The 16,671-nt window shown below is 50.6% G+C and carries 28 protein-coding genes; all 28 read right to left on the bottom strand.

From position 1 onward, the window contains the following. Positions 1 to 9: 9 nt before the first annotated feature. A complete protein-coding gene (gene rplF, locus SERS4_RS26785) occupies positions 10 to 543 on the bottom strand; it encodes a 50S ribosomal protein L6 (protein ID WP_012147217.1) in 534 nt (177 codons plus the stop codon). Between the two features lie 14 nt (positions 544 to 557). Next, on the bottom strand, positions 558 to 950 hold the full coding sequence (gene rpsH / locus SERS4_RS0123410) for a 30S ribosomal protein S8 (RefSeq protein ID WP_004951149.1): 393 nt from the start codon (positions 948 to 950) through the stop codon (positions 558 to 560). A 30-nt stretch (positions 951 to 980) separates the two neighbouring features. Beyond that, the gene (gene rpsN, locus SERS4_RS0123415; RefSeq protein WP_012147218.1) at positions 981 to 1,286 is read right to left on the bottom strand and encodes a 30S ribosomal protein S14; all 306 of its coding nucleotides are present in this window, start codon (positions 1,284 to 1,286) and stop codon (positions 981 to 983) included. A 13-nt stretch (positions 1,287 to 1,299) separates the two neighbouring features. Continuing rightward, positions 1,300 to 1,839, bottom strand: a complete 540-nt coding sequence (gene rplE, locus SERS4_RS0123420) for a 50S ribosomal protein L5 (protein WP_004951155.1) — start codon at positions 1,837 to 1,839, stop codon at positions 1,300 to 1,302. Positions 1,840 to 1,853: 14 nt separating this feature from the next. Continuing rightward, positions 1,854 to 2,168, bottom strand: a complete 315-nt coding sequence (rplX, locus tag SERS4_RS0123425; RefSeq protein WP_004951158.1) for a 50S ribosomal protein L24 — start codon at positions 2,166 to 2,168, stop codon at positions 1,854 to 1,856. Between the two features lie 10 nt (positions 2,169 to 2,178). Beyond that, positions 2,179 to 2,550: a 50S ribosomal protein L14 gene (rplN, locus tag SERS4_RS0123430; protein WP_004951161.1), complete on the bottom strand. Its 372-nt coding sequence runs from the start codon at positions 2,548 to 2,550 to the stop codon at positions 2,179 to 2,181. A 165-nt stretch (positions 2,551 to 2,715) separates the two neighbouring features. Next, on the bottom strand, positions 2,716 to 2,970 hold the full coding sequence (gene rpsQ / locus SERS4_RS26790) for a 30S ribosomal protein S17 (RefSeq protein WP_012147219.1): 255 nt from the start codon (positions 2,968 to 2,970) through the stop codon (positions 2,716 to 2,718). Beyond that, entirely contained in the window at positions 2,971 to 3,162 is a 192-nt protein-coding gene (rpmC, locus tag SERS4_RS26795) for a 50S ribosomal protein L29 (RefSeq protein ID WP_004951169.1), read from the bottom strand. It lies immediately after the preceding gene. Then, complete coding sequence (gene rplP, locus SERS4_RS26800; protein WP_004951171.1) at positions 3,162 to 3,572, bottom strand: 50S ribosomal protein L16; 411 nt, start codon at positions 3,570 to 3,572, stop codon at positions 3,162 to 3,164. The genes rpmC and rplP overlap by 1 nt, the downstream gene beginning before the upstream one ends. Before the next feature lie 12 nt (positions 3,573 to 3,584). Next, positions 3,585 to 4,283, bottom strand: a complete 699-nt coding sequence (rpsC, locus tag SERS4_RS26805) for a 30S ribosomal protein S3 (protein WP_012147220.1) — start codon at positions 4,281 to 4,283, stop codon at positions 3,585 to 3,587. 17 nt (positions 4,284 to 4,300) lie between these two features. Further along, positions 4,301 to 4,633, bottom strand: a complete 333-nt coding sequence (gene rplV, locus SERS4_RS0123455) for a 50S ribosomal protein L22 (RefSeq protein WP_004391423.1) — start codon at positions 4,631 to 4,633, stop codon at positions 4,301 to 4,303. Between the two features lie 14 nt (positions 4,634 to 4,647). Beyond that, entirely contained in the window at positions 4,648 to 4,926 is a 279-nt protein-coding gene (gene rpsS, locus SERS4_RS0123460; protein ID WP_004929772.1) for a 30S ribosomal protein S19, read from the bottom strand. A 14-nt stretch (positions 4,927 to 4,940) separates the two neighbouring features. Next, positions 4,941 to 5,765 carry a 50S ribosomal protein L2 gene (gene rplB / locus SERS4_RS0123465; protein ID WP_012147221.1) on the bottom strand — a complete coding sequence of 275 codons (825 nt, stop codon included), beginning with the start codon at positions 5,763 to 5,765 and terminating at the stop codon, positions 4,941 to 4,943. Positions 5,766 to 5,783: 18 nt separating this feature from the next. Beyond that, positions 5,784 to 6,086: a 50S ribosomal protein L23 gene (gene rplW, locus SERS4_RS0123470; protein ID WP_012147222.1), complete on the bottom strand. Its 303-nt coding sequence runs from the start codon at positions 6,084 to 6,086 to the stop codon at positions 5,784 to 5,786. After that, positions 6,083 to 6,688, bottom strand: a complete 606-nt coding sequence (gene rplD, locus SERS4_RS0123475) for a 50S ribosomal protein L4 (RefSeq protein WP_012147223.1) — start codon at positions 6,686 to 6,688, stop codon at positions 6,083 to 6,085. Before rplD ends, rplW begins: the two co-directional genes overlap by 4 nt. Positions 6,689 to 6,698: 10 nt before the next feature. Beyond that, positions 6,699 to 7,328, bottom strand: coding sequence for a 50S ribosomal protein L3 (gene rplC, locus SERS4_RS0123480; RefSeq protein ID WP_012147224.1), 630 nt, complete (start codon positions 7,326 to 7,328; stop codon positions 6,699 to 6,701). Between the two features lie 32 nt (positions 7,329 to 7,360). Continuing rightward, positions 7,361 to 7,672: a 30S ribosomal protein S10 gene (gene rpsJ / locus SERS4_RS0123485; RefSeq protein ID WP_001181005.1), complete on the bottom strand. Its 312-nt coding sequence runs from the start codon at positions 7,670 to 7,672 to the stop codon at positions 7,361 to 7,363. Between the two features lie 407 nt (positions 7,673 to 8,079). Beyond that, the gene (gene bfr, locus SERS4_RS0123490; protein WP_017894250.1) at positions 8,080 to 8,544 is read right to left on the bottom strand and encodes a bacterioferritin; all 465 of its coding nucleotides are present in this window, start codon (positions 8,542 to 8,544) and stop codon (positions 8,080 to 8,082) included. 74 nt (positions 8,545 to 8,618) lie between these two features. Then, positions 8,619 to 8,813, bottom strand: coding sequence for a bacterioferritin-associated ferredoxin (bfd, locus tag SERS4_RS0123495; protein ID WP_017894251.1), 195 nt, complete (start codon positions 8,811 to 8,813; stop codon positions 8,619 to 8,621). Between the two features lie 132 nt (positions 8,814 to 8,945). Next, on the bottom strand, positions 8,946 to 10,130 hold the full coding sequence (gene tuf / locus SERS4_RS0123500; RefSeq protein ID WP_012147227.1) for an elongation factor Tu: 1,185 nt from the start codon (positions 10,128 to 10,130) through the stop codon (positions 8,946 to 8,948). Positions 10,131 to 10,200: 70 nt separating this feature from the next. Next, positions 10,201 to 12,315 (bottom strand): elongation factor G, encoded by a 2,115-nt coding sequence (gene fusA / locus SERS4_RS0123505; RefSeq protein WP_012147228.1) that lies wholly within the window; start codon positions 12,313 to 12,315, stop codon positions 10,201 to 10,203. A gap of 97 nt (positions 12,316 to 12,412) precedes the next feature. Next, on the bottom strand, positions 12,413 to 12,883 hold the full coding sequence (gene rpsG, locus SERS4_RS0123510) for a 30S ribosomal protein S7 (RefSeq protein ID WP_012147229.1): 471 nt from the start codon (positions 12,881 to 12,883) through the stop codon (positions 12,413 to 12,415). A gap of 96 nt (positions 12,884 to 12,979) precedes the next feature. Beyond that, on the bottom strand, positions 12,980 to 13,354 hold the full coding sequence (rpsL, locus tag SERS4_RS0123515; protein WP_004930426.1) for a 30S ribosomal protein S12: 375 nt from the start codon (positions 13,352 to 13,354) through the stop codon (positions 12,980 to 12,982). A 142-nt stretch (positions 13,355 to 13,496) separates the two neighbouring features. Then, the gene (tusB, locus tag SERS4_RS0123520; RefSeq protein ID WP_017894252.1) at positions 13,497 to 13,784 is read right to left on the bottom strand and encodes a sulfurtransferase complex subunit TusB; all 288 of its coding nucleotides are present in this window, start codon (positions 13,782 to 13,784) and stop codon (positions 13,497 to 13,499) included. A gap of 9 nt (positions 13,785 to 13,793) precedes the next feature. After that, the gene (tusC, locus tag SERS4_RS0123525) at positions 13,794 to 14,153 is read right to left on the bottom strand and encodes a sulfurtransferase complex subunit TusC (RefSeq protein ID WP_012147231.1); all 360 of its coding nucleotides are present in this window, start codon (positions 14,151 to 14,153) and stop codon (positions 13,794 to 13,796) included. An 8-nt stretch (positions 14,154 to 14,161) separates the two neighbouring features. After that, positions 14,162 to 14,551 carry a sulfurtransferase complex subunit TusD gene (tusD, locus tag SERS4_RS0123530; protein WP_017894253.1) on the bottom strand — a complete coding sequence of 130 codons (390 nt, stop codon included), beginning with the start codon at positions 14,549 to 14,551 and terminating at the stop codon, positions 14,162 to 14,164. Beyond that, a complete protein-coding gene (locus SERS4_RS0123535) occupies positions 14,551 to 15,273 on the bottom strand; it encodes a transcriptional regulator (RefSeq protein WP_012147233.1) in 723 nt (240 codons plus the stop codon). The genes tusD and SERS4_RS0123535 overlap by 1 nt, the downstream gene beginning before the upstream one ends. 400 nt (positions 15,274 to 15,673) lie before the next feature. After that, complete coding sequence (gene fkpA, locus SERS4_RS0123540) at positions 15,674 to 16,507, bottom strand: FKBP-type peptidyl-prolyl cis-trans isomerase (protein ID WP_012147234.1); 834 nt, start codon at positions 16,505 to 16,507, stop codon at positions 15,674 to 15,676. Positions 16,508 to 16,671: the final 164 nt, after the last annotated feature.

Consider the following 16,671-nt stretch of genomic DNA (forward strand, 5'->3'; position numbering starts at 1 on the left):
AGTGTTACCTTACTTCTTCTTAGCCTCTTTGGTACGCACGACTTCATCGGCGTAACGGACACCCTTGCCTTTGTAAGGCTCAGGACGGCGGTAGGCACGCAGATCTGCAGCAACCTGGCCAATAACTTGCTTATCAGCGCCTTTCAGCACGATTTCAGTTTGGCTTGGGCATTCAGCAGTAATACCTGCTGGCAGCTGGTGATCGACCGGGTGAGAGAAGCCTAAGGCTAAATTCACCACGTTGCCTTTAACAGCAGCACGATAACCAACACCTACCAGTTGAAGCTTCTTGGTGAAGCCTTCGGTAACACCAACAACCATTGCGTTCAGCAGAGCGCGCGTAGTACCCGCTTGGGCCCATGCGTTAGCAAAACCTTCGCGCGGGGCGAAAGTCAGTGCGTTAGCTTCTTGCTTCACTTCAACGGCGTTGTGGACAGTACGAGTCAGCTCGCCGTTCTTACCCTTAATCGAAATAACCTGACCGTTGAGTTTTACCTCTACGCCGGCAGGAATGACGACGGGTGCTTTTGCAACACGAGACATTCTTTCCTCCCGAATTAAGCTACGTAGCAGATAATCTCGCCACCAAGACCTGCTTGGCGAGCTGCACGATCGGTCATAACACCTTTAGAGGTAGAAATAACAGCAATACCCAAACCAGCCATAACTTTTGGCAGTGCATCTTTTTTCTTGTAGATGCGCAGACCAGGACGGCTAATTCGTTGAATGCTTTCTACCACTGCCTTGCCCTGGAAGTACTTCAGTACCAGTTCCAGAACAGGCTTGGTGTCGCCTTCGATTTTGAAATCTTCAATAAAACCTTCTTCCTTCAGCAGGTTGGCAATTGCCACTTTCAGCTTGGAGGAAGGCATGGTGACCGCAACTTTGTTCGCGGCTTGACCGTTACGGATACGGGTCAGCATATCCGCGATCGGATCTTGCATGCTCATCTGTCTTTACTCCCGTGATTCAATTGGTAATTACCAGCTAGCCTTTTTCAAGCCTGGTACTTCACCGCGCATAGCGGCTTCACGTAACTTGATACGGCTCAACCCGAATTTGCCCACATAACCATGTGGACGGCCAGTTTGGCGGCAGCGTTTACGCTGACGAGACGGGCTGGAATCACGCGGCAGAGTTTGCAGCTTGAGAACAGCATCCCAACGATCTTCGTCGGAAGAGTTCACACCAGAAATGATAGCCTTCAGTTCCTCGCGTTTAGCGCGGTACTTTTCAGCCAGTTTCACGCGAACGACTTCGCGTGCTTTCATTGATTGCTTAGCCATCAGTAACCCTGCCTTACTTACGGAACGGGAAGTTAAAAGCAGCCAACAGCGCGCGGCCTTCATCATCAGATTTCGCAGTAGTGGTAATGGTAATATCCAAACCACGAACGCGATCGACTTTGTCGTAGTCGATTTCTGGGAAGATGATTTGCTCACGCACACCCATGCTGTAGTTACCACGGCCATCGAATGACTTAGCGGACAAGCCACGGAAGTCACGGATACGTGGAACAGCAATGGAAATCAGTCGCTCAAAGAACTCCCACATGCGTTCGCCACGCAGAGTTACTTTACAGCCGATCGGATAGCCCTGGCGGATTTTGAAGCCTGCAACAGATTTGCGTGCTTTGGTGATGAACGGCTTTTGACCGGAGATTGCTGCCAGATCCGCTGCTGCATTATCCAGCAGTTTCTTGTCAGCGATCGCTTCACCAACACCCATATTCAGGGTGATCTTCTCGACCCGAGGGACTTGCATGACAGAGTTGTAATCAAACTGAGACATCAGTTGTTTGACTACCTCGTCTTTGTAGTAATCATGCAGTTTCGCCATCGTATTACTCCAAATTACTTGATAGTTTCGCTGTTAGATTTGAAGAAACGGACTTTTTTCCCGTCTTCGAATCTAAAGCCTACACGGTCAGCCTTACCGGTAGCCGCGTTGAAGAGAGCAATGTTAGAAACTTGAATTGCAGCTTCTTTTTCAACAATGCCACCTGGTTGGTTCAGGGCCGGGACCGGCTTCTGATGTTTCTTAACCAGGTTGATACCTTCAACAATGACCTTACCAGCAGACAGGACATTTTTTACTTTACCGCGTTTACCTTTGTCTTTCCCGGTAAGCACGATAATTTCGTCATCACGACGGATTTTCGCTGCCATGTTTCGCTCCTTAGAGTACTTCTGGTGCCAGAGAGATAATTTTCATGAACTTCTCATTACGCAGTTCACGAGTTACCGGCCCAAAAATACGCGTACCGATAGGTTGCTCGCTGTTATTGTTTAAAATAACGCATGCATTACCATCGAAGCGAATGACAGAACCGTCCGGGCGACGTACACCCTTCTTGGTGCGCACCACTACCGCCTTCAGCACATCGCCTTTCTTCACCTTACCGCGAGGAATTGCTTCCTTGATGGTAATTTTGATGACATCGCCAATGCCTGCGTAGCGACGGTGCGAGCCACCTAGAACCTTGATACACATTACGCGACGTGCACCGGAGTTGTCGGCCACGGTCAGCATAGTCTGTTCTTGGATCATGTTAGTGCTCCGCTAATGTCAACTACAACTTTAGGACCTATTACTAGATCGTTGAAAAGCCCCATAACCAAGGGCGCAGCATTATAACACCGCTTCCAGAGTATGGGTAGAAAAAATAAACGGCTCATTTTCTGAGCCGTTTATAAGTTAGAGCCAGCTACTCTATTACAGAATCGCTTTCTCTACAACGCGAACCAACGTCCAGGACTTAGTCTTGGACAGTGGACGGCATTCGCGGATTTCTACCACGTCACCGATACCACATTCGTTGTTCTCGTCATGTACGTGCAGCTTGGTCGTACGCTTGATGAATTTCCCGTAGATCGGGTGCTTCACCGTGCGCTCGATAGCAACAACCATGGATTTCTCCATTTTGTCACTAATAACACGACCCTGCAGAGTACGGTTAATATCAGTCATTTACACACCCGCCTTTTCAGTCAGTAAAGTCTTAACGCGTGCGACATTACGACGCACTTGTTTCAACAGGTGAGTTTGTTGCAGCTGGCCACTTGCCGCCTGCATGCGCAAGTTAAATTGCTCACGCAGCAGGTTGAGCAGCTCAGTGTTCAGCTCTTCAACGCTTTTTTCACGCAGCTCTTGTGCTTTCATTACATCACCGTCTTAGTTACAAAGGTGGTTTTGATCGGCAATTTAGCTGCAGCCAGCTTGAATGCCTCACGGGCGACCTCTTCTGGTACACCGTCCATTTCGTACAGGACTTTCCCAGGTTGGATCAGGGCAACCCAATATTCCACGTTACCCTTACCTTTACCCATACGCACTTCGAGCGGCTTCTCGGTAATTGGTTTGTCCGGGAATACACGGATCCAAATTTTACCTTGACGCTTAACTGCACGAGTCATTGCACGACGAGCTGCTTCGATTTGACGAGCAGTCAGACGGCCACGGCCAACAGCTTTCAGACCGAAAGTGCCGAAGCTAACATCCGTACCCTGCGCCAGACCACGGTTGCGGCCTTTGTGCATCTTACGGAATTTTGTACGCTTTGGTTGTAACATCAGCGACTCTCCTTACTTGCGGCCTTTACGCTGCTGCTTTTTAGGTTGAGCAGCCGGTTCCGGTTGTTCAACTGCAGCCATACCACCCAGGATCTCACCTTTGAAGATCCATACCTTAACGCCGATTACACCATAAGTGGTGTGCGCTTCAGATGTGTTGTAATCGATATCCGCACGCAGTGTATGCAACGGAACACGACCTTCACGGTACCATTCGGTACGCGCGATTTCAGCACCGCCAAGGCGGCCGCTTACTTCAACTTTGATACCTTTAGCGCCAAGACGCATTGCGTTCTGTACAGCACGCTTCATAGCACGACGGAACATAACGCGACGTTCCAACTGTGAAGTGATGCTGTCAGCAACCAATTTAGCGTCAAGTTCCGGTTTACGGACTTCGGCGATGTTAATTTGCGCAGGAACGCCAGCGATGTTCGCTACGACCTTACGCAGTTTTTCGACATCTTCACCTTTCTTGCCGATAACGATGCCTGGACGAGCAGTGTGAATAGTCACACGGATGCTCTTCGCAGGACGCTCGATAACGATGCGAGAAACGGAAGCTTTCGCCAGTTCCTTAATCAGGAATTGGCGAACTTTAAAGTCGCTGTCCAGGTTGTCAGCGAATTCTTTGGTATTCGCATACCAAGTAGAGTTCCAAGGTTTGACAATACCCAGGCGAATACCATTAGGATGTACTTTCTGACCCATTGCTAGTCTCCAGAGTCTCAGCGATCGGACACAACCACAGTAATGTGGCTGGTGCGCTTCAGGATGCGATCTGCACGACCTTTTGCACGCGGCATAATGCGCTTCATGCTTGGGCCTTCGTCTACGAAGATTTTCGTGACTTTCAGATCATCGATGTCAGCGCCATCGTTGTGTTCTGCGTTAGCAATGGCAGACTCCAGCACTTTCTTAACCAGACCAGCAGCTTTCTTGTTGGTGTAGGCCAGAGTTTCCAGAGCTTGCGACACTTTCTTACCGCGGATCAGGTCTGCAACAAGGCGGACCTTCTGTGCAGAAGAACGAGCGTGGCGATGTTTAGCGATAGTTTCCATCTCTTCCTCCTACCTTAGCGCTTTTTAGCTTTTTTATCAGCCGCATGGCCGCGATAAGTGCGAGTCGGCGCGAATTCACCCAGTTTGTGACCGACCATTTCATCGGAAACGAACACTGGTACGTGCTGACGACCATTATGGACAGCGATGGTCAAACCGATCATGTTAGGAAAGATCGTTGAACGACGGGACCAAGTGCGCAAAGGCTTCTTGTCACCGCTTTCCACCGCTTTCTCTACCTTCTTCAGCAAGTGCAGGTCAATAAAAGGACCTTTCTTGAGAGAACGTGGCATGGCTTATCCTCTAATTATTTTTTGCTACGGCGACGTACGATGAACTTATCAGTACGCTTGTTGCTGCGGGTTTTCTTACCTTTGGTCTGAACGCCCCATGGTGTTACTGGGTGTTTACCAAAGTTTTTACCCTCACCACCACCGTGCGGGTGATCTACCGGGTTCATCGCCGTACCGCGAACGGTAGGACGAATACCACGCCAACGTGCAGCACCTGCTTTACCCAGAACGCGAAGCATATGTTCAGCGTTACCGACTTCACCCAGGGTGGCGCGGCAATCAACTGGAACTTTACGCATTTCGCCTGAGCGCAGACGCAGAGTTACGTAGGAACCATCACGTGCAACGATCTGAACGTAGGCACCAGCAGAGCGAGCGATCTGACCGCCTTTACCTGGTTTCATTTCTACGTTATGAACCGTTGAACCCACTGGGATGTTGCGCATTGGCAGGGCGTTACCTACCTTGATTGCAGCATCAACGCCAGATTGGATCTGGTCACCAGCTTTCAGACCTTTCGGCGCCAGGATATAACGGCGTTCGCCGTCTTTGTACAGAACCAGCGCGATGTTCGCGGAACGGTTCGGATCGTACTCCAGACGCTCAACCACTGCAGCCACACCGTCTTTGTTGCGTTTGAAGTCAACCAGACGATAATGTTGCTTGTGGCCACCACCGATATGACGGGTGGTGATACGGCCATTGTTGTTACGGCCACCGCTTTTGCTCAGTTTCTCAAGCAGCGGGGCATGAGGTTTACCCTTGTGCAGCTCAGGGTTAACCACTTTAACAACGTGGCGACGACCCGGAGATGTAGGTTTACATTTAACAATTGCCATTGTTCTTACTCCTCCGACTTACTCTGCGCCGCCGATGAAGTCCAGATTCTGGCCTTCTTTCAGGGTGACGTAAGCTTTTTTCCAGTCGCTACGACGACCAACACGCTGACCGTGACGCTTCACTTTCCCTTTAACTACCAGGGTGTTAACGTCTTCGACTTCGACTTCAAACAGTTTCTGCACTGCAGCTTTAATTTCTGCTTTGGTCGCGTCTTTGGCAACTTTGAGAACGATGGTGTTAGTTTTTTCCATCGCAGCGGATGCTTTTTCAGATACGTGCGGTGCACGCAGCACTTTCAGCAGACGTTCTTCACGGATCATGCCAGCATCTCCTCAACTTGCTTCACAGCATCAGCAGTCATAACCACTTTGTCGAAGGCGATCAGGCTAACCGGGTCGATACCTGCTACATCGCGCACGTCAACCTTGTACAGGTTGCGAGCAGCCAGGAACAGATTCTCATCCAGTTCGCCGGTTACGATCAGCACATCTTCCAGAGCCATATCTTTCAGTTTCTGTGCCAGCAGCTTAGTTTTAGGCGCTTCTACAGAGAACTTCTCGACAATGATCAGACGATCTTGACGTACCAGTTCGGACAGGATGCTTTTCAGCGCGCCGCGGTACATCTTTTTGTTTACTTTCTGACTGTGGTCCTGAGGCTTCGCAGCAAAGGTCACGCCACCTGAACGCCAGATCGGGCTCTTTACAGAACCTGAACGCGCACGGCCGGTACCTTTCTGGCGCCACGGTTTTTTACCGGAACCAGTTACTTCAGCACGGGTCTTCTGAGCACGAGTACCTTGACGGGCACCTGCTGCATAAGCAACAACAACCTGGTGTACCAGCGCTTCGTTAAAGTCACGACCGAAGGTAGTTTCGGAAACAGTCAGCGCGCTTTGCGCGTCTTTCAATACTAATTCCATTGCTATCCCCTTACGCCTTCACAGCTGGTTTAACGATCAGGTTGCCACCGGTTGCGCCCGGTACAGCACCCTTAACCAGCAGCAGGTTGCGCTCAGCGTCAACACGTACTACGTCCAGGCTTTGAACGGTTACACGCTCGTCACCCAGGTGGCCAGCCATTTTCTTGCCTTTGAACACTTTGCCCGGAGTCTGGTTCTGACCGATAGAACCCGGAACGCGGTGAGACAAGGAGTTACCGTGGGTAGCGTCTTGGGTACGGAAGTTCCAGCGCTTTACAGTGCCAGCAAAACCTTTACCTTTAGAAGTACCGGTAACATCGACTTTTTTAACTTCAGCGAAGATTTCTACGCTGATGTTTTGACCTGCAGTAAATTCTTCACCTTCAGCAGTGCGGAATTCCCACAGACCACGGCCAGCTTCAACGCCAGCTTTAGCGAAATGGCCCGCTTCCGGCTTGGTTACGCGGTTAGCTTTTTTGCTACCGGTAGTAACCTGCACAGCACGGTACCCGTCGTTAGCCAGGTCTTTGACCTGAGTCACGCGGTTCGCTTCAATTTCAATCACGGTTACTGGGATAGAAACGCCATCTTCAGTGAAGATACGAGTCATGCCCAATTTCTTACCGACTAAACCAATCATTGTTTCAACCTCTCAATCGCTCAATGACCTGATTAACCCAGGCTGATCTGCACGTCTACACCAGCAGCCAGATCCAGACGCATCAGAGCATCAACGGTTTTCTCGGTTGGCTCAACGATGTCAACCAGACGCTTGTGAGTGCGAATTTCGTACTGATCACGCGCGTCTTTGTTAACGTGCGGAGAGATCAGAACGGTAAAGCGCTCTTTGCGAGTTGGCAGCGGGATCGGACCACGGACTTGCGCACCAGTGCGCTTAGCAGTCTCGACGATTTCCGCGGTTGATTGATCGATAAGACGATGATCAAACGCTTTCAGGCGGATACGGATTCTTTGGTTCTGCATGAGACCAGAGCTCCAATTATTTATAAACGTAAATAATTACTCCTCACACCCATTTCGATTGATGGGGGAGTGTAATCGTCAACATATAACCCCCATATCGGGAGTATTGTTCGAAGGGCAAAACGAACTTGCCTATCGACTGATTCGCTAAAATCAGGCTTACCAAGATTAGGTAAGCCCGCGCATTATACGCAAAACAGAGCGAGAAGCAAGGCGCAGATGGAAATATGCTCAGGATATCGACATTTAATACAGTTTTAGCTCTTGGATGACGATTCGGTAAGCTGGGGGCATTGGCTTGCGAGGGAATCAGTGGGACGTTGAGGCTGCTCCCCCTGCCCTGCCGGAGATAAAACATGCCGGCAGGGAAGCATTGTTGTTAAGTGGGAGAAACAGCTTTTACATTGCTAAAGTTGGGCTTGTGCGTAGTTCTGAATACCCAGGCGGTCGATCAAATCAAGTTCTGTTTCCAGCCAGTCGATATGCTCTTCCTCATCTGCCAGGATCTCTATCATCAAATCACGGCTGACGTAGTCATGGATGGAATCGGCGTAAGCTATAGCTTCACGCAGCCCCTTGGCACCGTCCAACTCCAGAGTCAGATCTGAACGCAACATTTCTTCAATATCTTCGCCAATATTTAACTTGCCGAGGTCCTGCAAGTTCGGGATACCTTCCAAAAACAAAATACGTTCGATGTAACGATCGGCATGCTTCATTTCGTCGATCGACTCGTGGTATTCCTTATCATTGAGGCGAGTTAAACCCCAGTTCTTGAACATTCGGGCATGCAGGAAATATTGATTGATGGCAACCAGCTCGTTGCCGAGCAGTTTGTTGAGGTGAGCAATGATCTTTTTATCGCCTTTCATAGGTAACTCCTCCTGGCCAGTTCTAAAAGTGTAGAAGCTGAAAGCCAAGAGTCAAAAAATAACCTTACCTTTAGTTAGGCGACTTCGTGCATATGGATAATGGTTCCGCTTTCCTCCACCATAATCTGTCTCGCCTGGCGAATGCACTTTCCACAATCGGTACCAATAGGTACAAGTTCACGCAGTTGTTTCATGGTATGCGGATTGTGCTGACGCACGGCCTTGCGGATCGCTTTGTCAGTCACGGCATTACACAGACATACATACATAGAGGGACTCACTTCTTAACCAATGCTGTAAGTCTAAATAGGAATGCTTTTTATTTCAATTAAGATTTGGAAAAATTGCATAAAAAAAGGGCACCGAAGTGCCCTCTTTTTGTGTCGAAAAATTATTCGCGATTAAGCGATAACTTTAGCAACAACACCAGCGCCTACAGTACGGCCGCCTTCACGGATTGCGAAACGCAGACCGTCGTCCATCGCGATTGGGTGAATCAGGGTAACAACCATGTTCACGTTATCGCCAGGCATTACCATCTCAACGCCTTCTGGCAGTTCGATGGTACCGGTCACGTCAGTTGTACGGAAGTAGAACTGTGGACGGTAGCCTTTGAAGAATGGAGTATGACGACCACCTTCTTCTTTGCTCAGGATGTAAACTTCTGAGTCGAATTTGGTGTGTGGCTTGATAGAACCTGGTTTAGCCAGTACCTGACCACGTTCGATATCTTCACGCTTGATACCACGCAGCAGAACACCAACGTTCTCACCAGCACGGCCTTCGTCCAGCAGTTTGCGGAACATTTCAACGCCAGTACAGGTAGACTTAACGGTGTCTTTGATACCAACGATTTCAACTTCTTCGCCAACTTTAACGATACCGCGCTCAACACGACCGGTAACAACAGTACCACGACCGGAGATGGAGAATACGTCTTCGATTGGCAGCAGGAACGGCTTGTCGATAGCACGCTCTGGTTCTGGGATGTAAGAATCCAGGTAGCCAGCCAGCTCGATGATTTTAGCTTCCCACTCAGCTTCGCCTTCCAGTGCTTTCAGCGCTGAACCACGAACAACCGGCAGGTCATCACCAGGGAAGTCATAAGCAGACAGAAGTTCACGAACTTCCATTTCTACCAGTTCCAGCAGCTCTTCATCATCAACCATGTCACATTTGTTCATGAATACGATGATGAAAGGAACGCCAACCTGACGACCCAGCAGGATGTGCTCACGGGTCTGAGGCATAGGGCCGTCAGTCGCAGCAACAACCAGGATAGCGCCGTCCATCTGAGCAGCACCGGTGATCATGTTTTTAACGTAGTCGGCGTGCCCTGGGCAGTCAACGTGCGCGTAGTGACGGCTTGGGGTGTCATATTCAACGTGAGAAGTGTTGATGGTGATACCACGAGCTTTTTCTTCTGGCGCATTATCGATCTGGTCGAAAGCACGTGCAGAACCGCCGTAGGTTTTAGCCAGAACGGTGGTGATTGCTGCAGTCAGGGTAGTTTTACCGTGGTCAACGTGGCCGATAGTACCAACGTTAACGTGCGGTTTGGAACGTTCAAATTTTTCTTTAGACACGGCTATATTCCTTACTCTTATGCTCTCCCCTCATGGAGAGAGCACTGATCAATGTGTTAAACCCGAAAGCTTATTTACCACGGGCTTCAATAACGGCCTGAGCGACGTTGTTCGGCGCATCATCGTACTTCAGGAACTCCATGGAGTAAGAAGCACGGCCTTTGGTCAGAGAACGCAGTTGAGTTGCGTAGCCGAACATCTCGGACAACGGAACTTCAGCGTGAATCTGAACGCCAGTAGCGTTGGATTCCTGACCTTTCAGTTGACCACGACGACGGCTAAGGTCACCGATGACGTCACCAGTGTTCTCTTCCGGCGTTTCAACTTCAACCTTCATGATTGGCTCAAGCAAAACAGGTTTCGCTTTCTTAAAGCCATCTTTAAAGGCGATAGAAGCGGCCAGTTTAAACGCCAATTCGGAGGAGTCAACATCGTGGTAAGAACCGAAATGCAGACGCACACCGAGATCAACTACCGGGTAACCGGCCAGCGGACCAGACTTAAGCTGCTCCTGGAGGCCTTTATCAATGGCACCGATGTATTCCGTTGGGATTACACCACCTTTAATGTCATTGATGAACTCGTAGCCTTTCGGATTTGAGCCCGGCTCCAGTGGGTACATGTCGATCACAACGTGACCATACTGACCACGACCACCAGACTGCTTGGCGTGTTTACCTTCGATATCGGTAACTTTCGAACGAATCGCTTCACGGTAAGCAACCTGAGGTTTGCCCACGTTCGCTTCAACGTTGAATTCACGACGCATACGGTCAACCAGGATATCCAGGTGAAGTTCACCCATACCTGCGATGATAGTCTGACCTGATTCTTCGTCAGTCCATACGCGGAATGATGGATCTTCCTTCGCCAGACGGCCCAGAGCCAGACCCATTTTTTCCTGGTCAGCTTTGGTTTTTGGTTCAACTGCAACGGAGATTACCGGCTCAGGGAACTCCATGCGCTCCAGAATGATCACGTTGTTCGGATCACACAGAGTGTCACCGGTAGTCACGTCTTTCAGACCGATAGCTGCAGCGATGTCGCCTGCGCGAACTTCTTTGATCTCTTCACGCTTGTTAGCATGCATCTGAACGATACGGCCCAGACGTTCACGCTGAGATTTCACTGGGTTAAATACAGTGTCACCTGAGTTAACAAGACCGGAGTAAACACGGAAGAACGTCAGGTTACCCACGAATGGGTCAGTAGCGATTTTGAACGCCAGAGCAGAGAACGGCTCAGCATCGTCAGAACGACGAACTGCTGGAGTGTCTTTACCGTCATCCAAAATGCCGTTGATTGCTGCAACGTCAGTTGGTGCCGGCAGATACTCAACAACAGCATCCAGCATTGCCTGTACGCCTTTGTTTTTAAACGCAGAACCACAGGTAACCAGGATGATTTCGTTGTTCAGAACGCGCTTACGCAGAGAAGTTTTGATCTCTTCTTCAGTCAGCTCTTCGCCACCAAAGAATTTCTCCATCAGCTCATCAGAACCTTCAGCAGCGGACTCAACCAGCTTCTGACGCCATTCTTCAGCCAGTTCTTGCATATCAGCCGGGATCTCTTCGTATTCGAAGGTCACGCCCTGATCGGCTTCGTTCCAGTTGATGGCTTTCATTTTCACCAGGTCAACAACACCGGTGAATTTCTCTTCTGCGCCGATAGCCAGCTGCAGAGGGACCGGAGTTGCGCCCAGACGTTTTTCAATCTGATCAACAACTTTCAGGAAGTTAGCACCCATGCGGTCCATTTTGTTAACGAACGCGATGCGTGGAACTTTATATTTGTTAGCCTGACGCCATACGGTTTCAGACTGTGGCTGAACGCCACCAACTGCACAGTAAACCATTACCGCGCCATCAAGAACACGCATGGAACGTTCTACTTCGATGGTGAAGTCAACGTGTCCTGGGGTGTCGATGATGTTGATGTGGTGTGCGTCGAACTGCTTAGCCATACCAGACCAGAAACAGGTAGTCGCAGCAGACGTGATGGTAATACCACGTTCCTGCTCCTGCTCCATCCAGTCCATGGTAGCTGCGCCGTCGTGCACTTCACCGATTTTGTGGTTTACACCGGTGTAGAACAAAACACGTTCGGTAGTGGTCGTTTTACCGGCGTCGATGTGAGCGCTGATACCGATGTTACGATAGCGCTCAATGGGTGTTTTACGAGCCATTTGATTCCTCTATTGCCTTAGGCGTTCAAGTTCAGTTAACCCAAGCGGGTTGGCTTCTTGAAGCGCCCGCTTGGTTAGCATAACTACTGCGTGGCAATTACCAGCGGTAGTGGGCGAACGCCTTGTTGGCTTCTGCCATACGGTGAACGTCTTCACGTTTCTTAACAGCAGAACCTTTGTTCTCAACTGCATCAGAAAGTTCGTTCGCCAAGCGCAGAGCCATGGATTTATCACCGCGTTTACGAGCAGCATCAACGATCCAGCGCATTGCCAGAGCATTACGACGGACCGGGCGGACTTCAACTGGTACCTGATAAGTAGAACCACCAACGCGGCGCGACTTAACTTCTACAGTCGGGCGAACGTTGTCGAGAGCTACTTCAAAAGCTTCCAGGTGATCTTTACCAGAACGCTGAGCCAGGGTTTCCAGCGCGGTATAGACGATTGCTTCTGCAGTAGATTTTTTACCATCTACCATCAGGATGTTTACAAATTTGGCCAACAGTTCGGATCCGAACTTAGGATCTGGAAGGATTTTACGTTGGCCGATTACGCGACGACGTGGCATGGAAATACTCCGTTGTTAATTCAGGATTGTCCAAAACTCTACGAGTTTATTTTGACATTAAAGTGAAAATGTTTGGCCTTACTTAACGGAGAACCATTAAGCCTTTGGCTTCTTCACGCCGTACTTGGAACGAGCTTGCTTACGGTCTTTAACACCGGAGCAGTCAAGTGCACCACGGACGGTGTGGTAACGCACACCTGGCAAGTCTTTTACACGACCGCCACGGATCAGGATCACGGAGTGTTCCTGCAGGTTATGACCTTCACCGCCGATGTAGGAGGTAACTTCAAAACCGTTAGTCAAACGCACACGGCATACTTTACGCAGTGCGGAGTTTGGTTTCTTAGGAGTGGTGGTATATACGCGAGTACATACGCCACGTTTCTGCGGGCAAGCTTCCAGCGCTGGAACGTTGCTTTTAGCAGCCTTCACAGAGCGTGGTTTGCGTACCAGCTGATTAATTGTTGCCATTAAAAAGCTCCTGGTTTTTGCTTCGTTTGTTGCTTCGTAAACATGTGATAAATCCCCCCGTATGCACTACAGGCAAAGTACGGGACGCAGAATTTTATGGCTGAGCAGTAGAGGTGTCAAGAAATATACAACATTACTCTCATCACCAGGACATTTGGCTGCGATGCTTTTCGGTTAATTCAACGAAGTGATTATAGCCGATGACAGTGATTTTGTGCGAAAAATGACCAATCAAGCCTCTGGCTTCCAGGTCATCTTGCAGTGCATAAAGGGATATGGGGGCATTAAGCAGCAATTCAAGATGCGCACTACCGGCCAGGCCGGCCAGCACACCATCCTGTAGCAGCAGCAGGTCGTCGCCCGCTGCCGTCAGGCGCAGCAGCGCAGGCAAATCGCATTGAGTGGGGGAATGGCTAAGGGTATACAACATCAGGATTTCCTAAAAAGTCATCACCGCATCATAGCCGGCCAAGAGTTGGCCCAGCGCGTCCGGTGCCAATACCTCGGCGTCCAGCACCCAGTCAGTCACCTGACTCAGACCGCGTTCCTGCAAGGATGCCTGGCACAGATAGCAGCGTTCAACGTCATACAATGGCAGTACACCAAAGGTGGCGATGTAATTGCGAGCCAGAATTTTTTCCGGTTGCTGCCCCGGCAATAGCTGCAATACGCCGTCACCGATAAAAAACACGCCCAGATCTTCGCTCAGCGCCGAGGTGGCCAGTAACGCATCCAGCCCTTCCCTGCCGCCGGCGTTGCCGTGAGGGCCCTGGGTAAAAACAAAAGCAACTCGTTTCATAAATTTTCTCAGAACTGCACCAGGCGGTCACTGCTCAGCGCAGCCTCGGCCAGTGAGCCCAACCCACTGAGGATAAAACCCGGTTGGAGGTTTGCCGCGGGCAACCCCTGTTGTGCAGCCTCCTGCTCATCGGTCACCCCACGTCGCAACGCAGCGGCAACGCAGACATTGAGCTCGATGCCATGCTGCTGCGCCAATTGTACCCAGCCACGGACCAAATCAAACTCATCACCGGCAGGCGCCGTCAGCTGGTTGGCGTTCAACACCCCTTCACGGTAAAAAAACACGCTGGAGAGGCGGTGTCCTTTCGCCAATAGAGCCTGAGCAAACTGATAGGCGCTACTGGCCTGCTGGGTGCCATACGCCGGGCCGGTGACCACAAGGCAGTAATCCAGCATCAGCGTTCAGTTCCCAACAGATCGCCGCTTTTGAACTGGCGGATATACAGATAGACGGTGTGCTTGGAGATATTCAGACGGTCCGCCACCTGATTAATCGCATCCTTGATATCAAAAATACCCTTCTCATAGAGATTCAGTACCACCTGACGATTTTTGGCATTGTTGGAAACGTTGCGGTCGGCATTAACTTCTTCGATGGTGAACTCCAGCGTTTGTGCCACCAGATCGTCAACGGAGGACGCAAAGTTGACCGAAGGGGCCACTTCCTGCGTTTCCGGCGGCATAAATGTCTGCATCACCTGCGAGAAAGGCACGTCGAGGTTCATGTTGATACACAGCAGGCCGATCACTCGCTGCTCGCGATTGCGGATGGCGATGGTCACCGACTTCATCAGCACACCGCTCTTGGCGCGAGTAAAATAGGCCTGCGATACGCTACTGTCATTGCCGGCCATATCGTGCAACATGCGCAGCGCCAGATCGGTAATCGGCGAACCGATTTGCCGCCCGGTATGCTCACCGTTGGCAATACGTACCGCCGAGCATTTCAAATCTTCCAGTGCGTGCAGCACGATCTCACAGTGCCCGCCGATCAGCATCGCCAGGCCATCAACTACCGCTTCGTAAGACTTCAAAATTTCATGATCCGTTTGGGTAAACGGACGTTCGTTCAGCAAATCAAGTTCGCTGGCTTCGCTGGATAAAAGCGAATTAGACATCGAAAATACCACCCTCAAAGATCGCCTGTGCCAGGGGGCGCAGCTAAAACTGCTCGTGCGGGTTCCCTTCCACAGGCGGCACACCCTTGTGATTACGCAGGGTGGCTGGCTGATATCAGTCTGAAACAGCACGATGTGCGTCCGCCGGCCTTGACGACCAGGAACAGTTTTAGGTACACGCCCTAAGGGGCAGGCGCATGACTTATAAGTCCGGATAATTAGTCTAGCAAAACAGCCAGAGTAAAGTCCTTGCGTTTGCGCGTGGTATTGACGTTAAGCCCGATGCCCGGCAGGCGTCAAGCGATCAGTGGGGGAGGAAGTGAAAGTTACGCCTGATTTGGCAGGTTGAAATGAACACCGCCGCGAAGAATGTTCGCGGCGGTGTGGGGCTCAGGCAGACTTACTGCGCTTTGGCATCGGCCGCTGCGTCAGCCGGTTTCTCAGCCTTGGCGTCCGCTTTCGGCGCGGCTTTCACATCCAGCAGCTCAACGTCGAACACCAGAGTGGAGTTAGCCGGAATACCCGGGACGCCAGTTTTACCGTAGGCCAGCGCCGGTGGGATAACCAGCTTGATTTTGCCGCCTTTCTTGATGTGTTTCAGGCCTTCGGTCCAGCCTGGGATCACACCGTCCAGACGGAATGACAGTGGCTCACCACGGGTGTAGGAGTTGTCAAACTCGGTACCGTCGGTCAGGGTGCCCTTGTAGTTCACCACAACGGTATCGCTGTCTTTAGGCGCCGCGCCGGTACCTGGCTTCTCTACCTGATACAGCAGGCCAGACTCGGTTTTCTTCACGCCTTTTTCTTTAGCGAAGGTATCACGGTACTTGGTGCCTTTCGCTTCGTTATCTTTCGCATCCTGCTCCATCTTCGCCTGAGCGGAAGCCTTCACGCGTGCTTCAAAGCTTTGCAGGGTTTTTTCGATATCTGCATCGTTCAGCTTGCTCTTGTTGGCAAAAGCGTCCTGAACGCCTGAGATCAACTGGTCTTTATCCAGTTTGATGCCCAGTTTTTCTTGCTCTTTCAGCGAGTTGTCCATGTAACGGCCCAGGGATGCACCCAGTGCGTAAGCCGCTTGCTCGTCATCGTTCTTGAACTTGCCAGTGCTTGGTGCCGCGTCGGCAGCTTTAGCCGCTTCTGCTGGTTTAGCTGCATCAGCAGCCATAACCTGGGTCGCATTCAAAGCAAAAGCCATGGTGGTTGCCAGAAGCGTGACTTTAAACAAAGATTTCATCCATTTCTCCAGTGTCTGAAGCGATGCCCCAAACAATCATTAAGTAAGATAACCGGGCTACTATAGCTGTCCGAAACAAAACAAAACAGTCACACAGGTAACCAATCGAGTCAAAGTGTGACTCCAGCTTTAAACAGAAGTTTCGTTTAATGTGCTACCCGTAT

The organism is Serratia sp. S4 (assembly GCF_000347995.1).
Classification (GTDB): Bacteria; Pseudomonadota; Gammaproteobacteria; order Enterobacterales; family Enterobacteriaceae; genus Serratia; species Serratia quinivorans.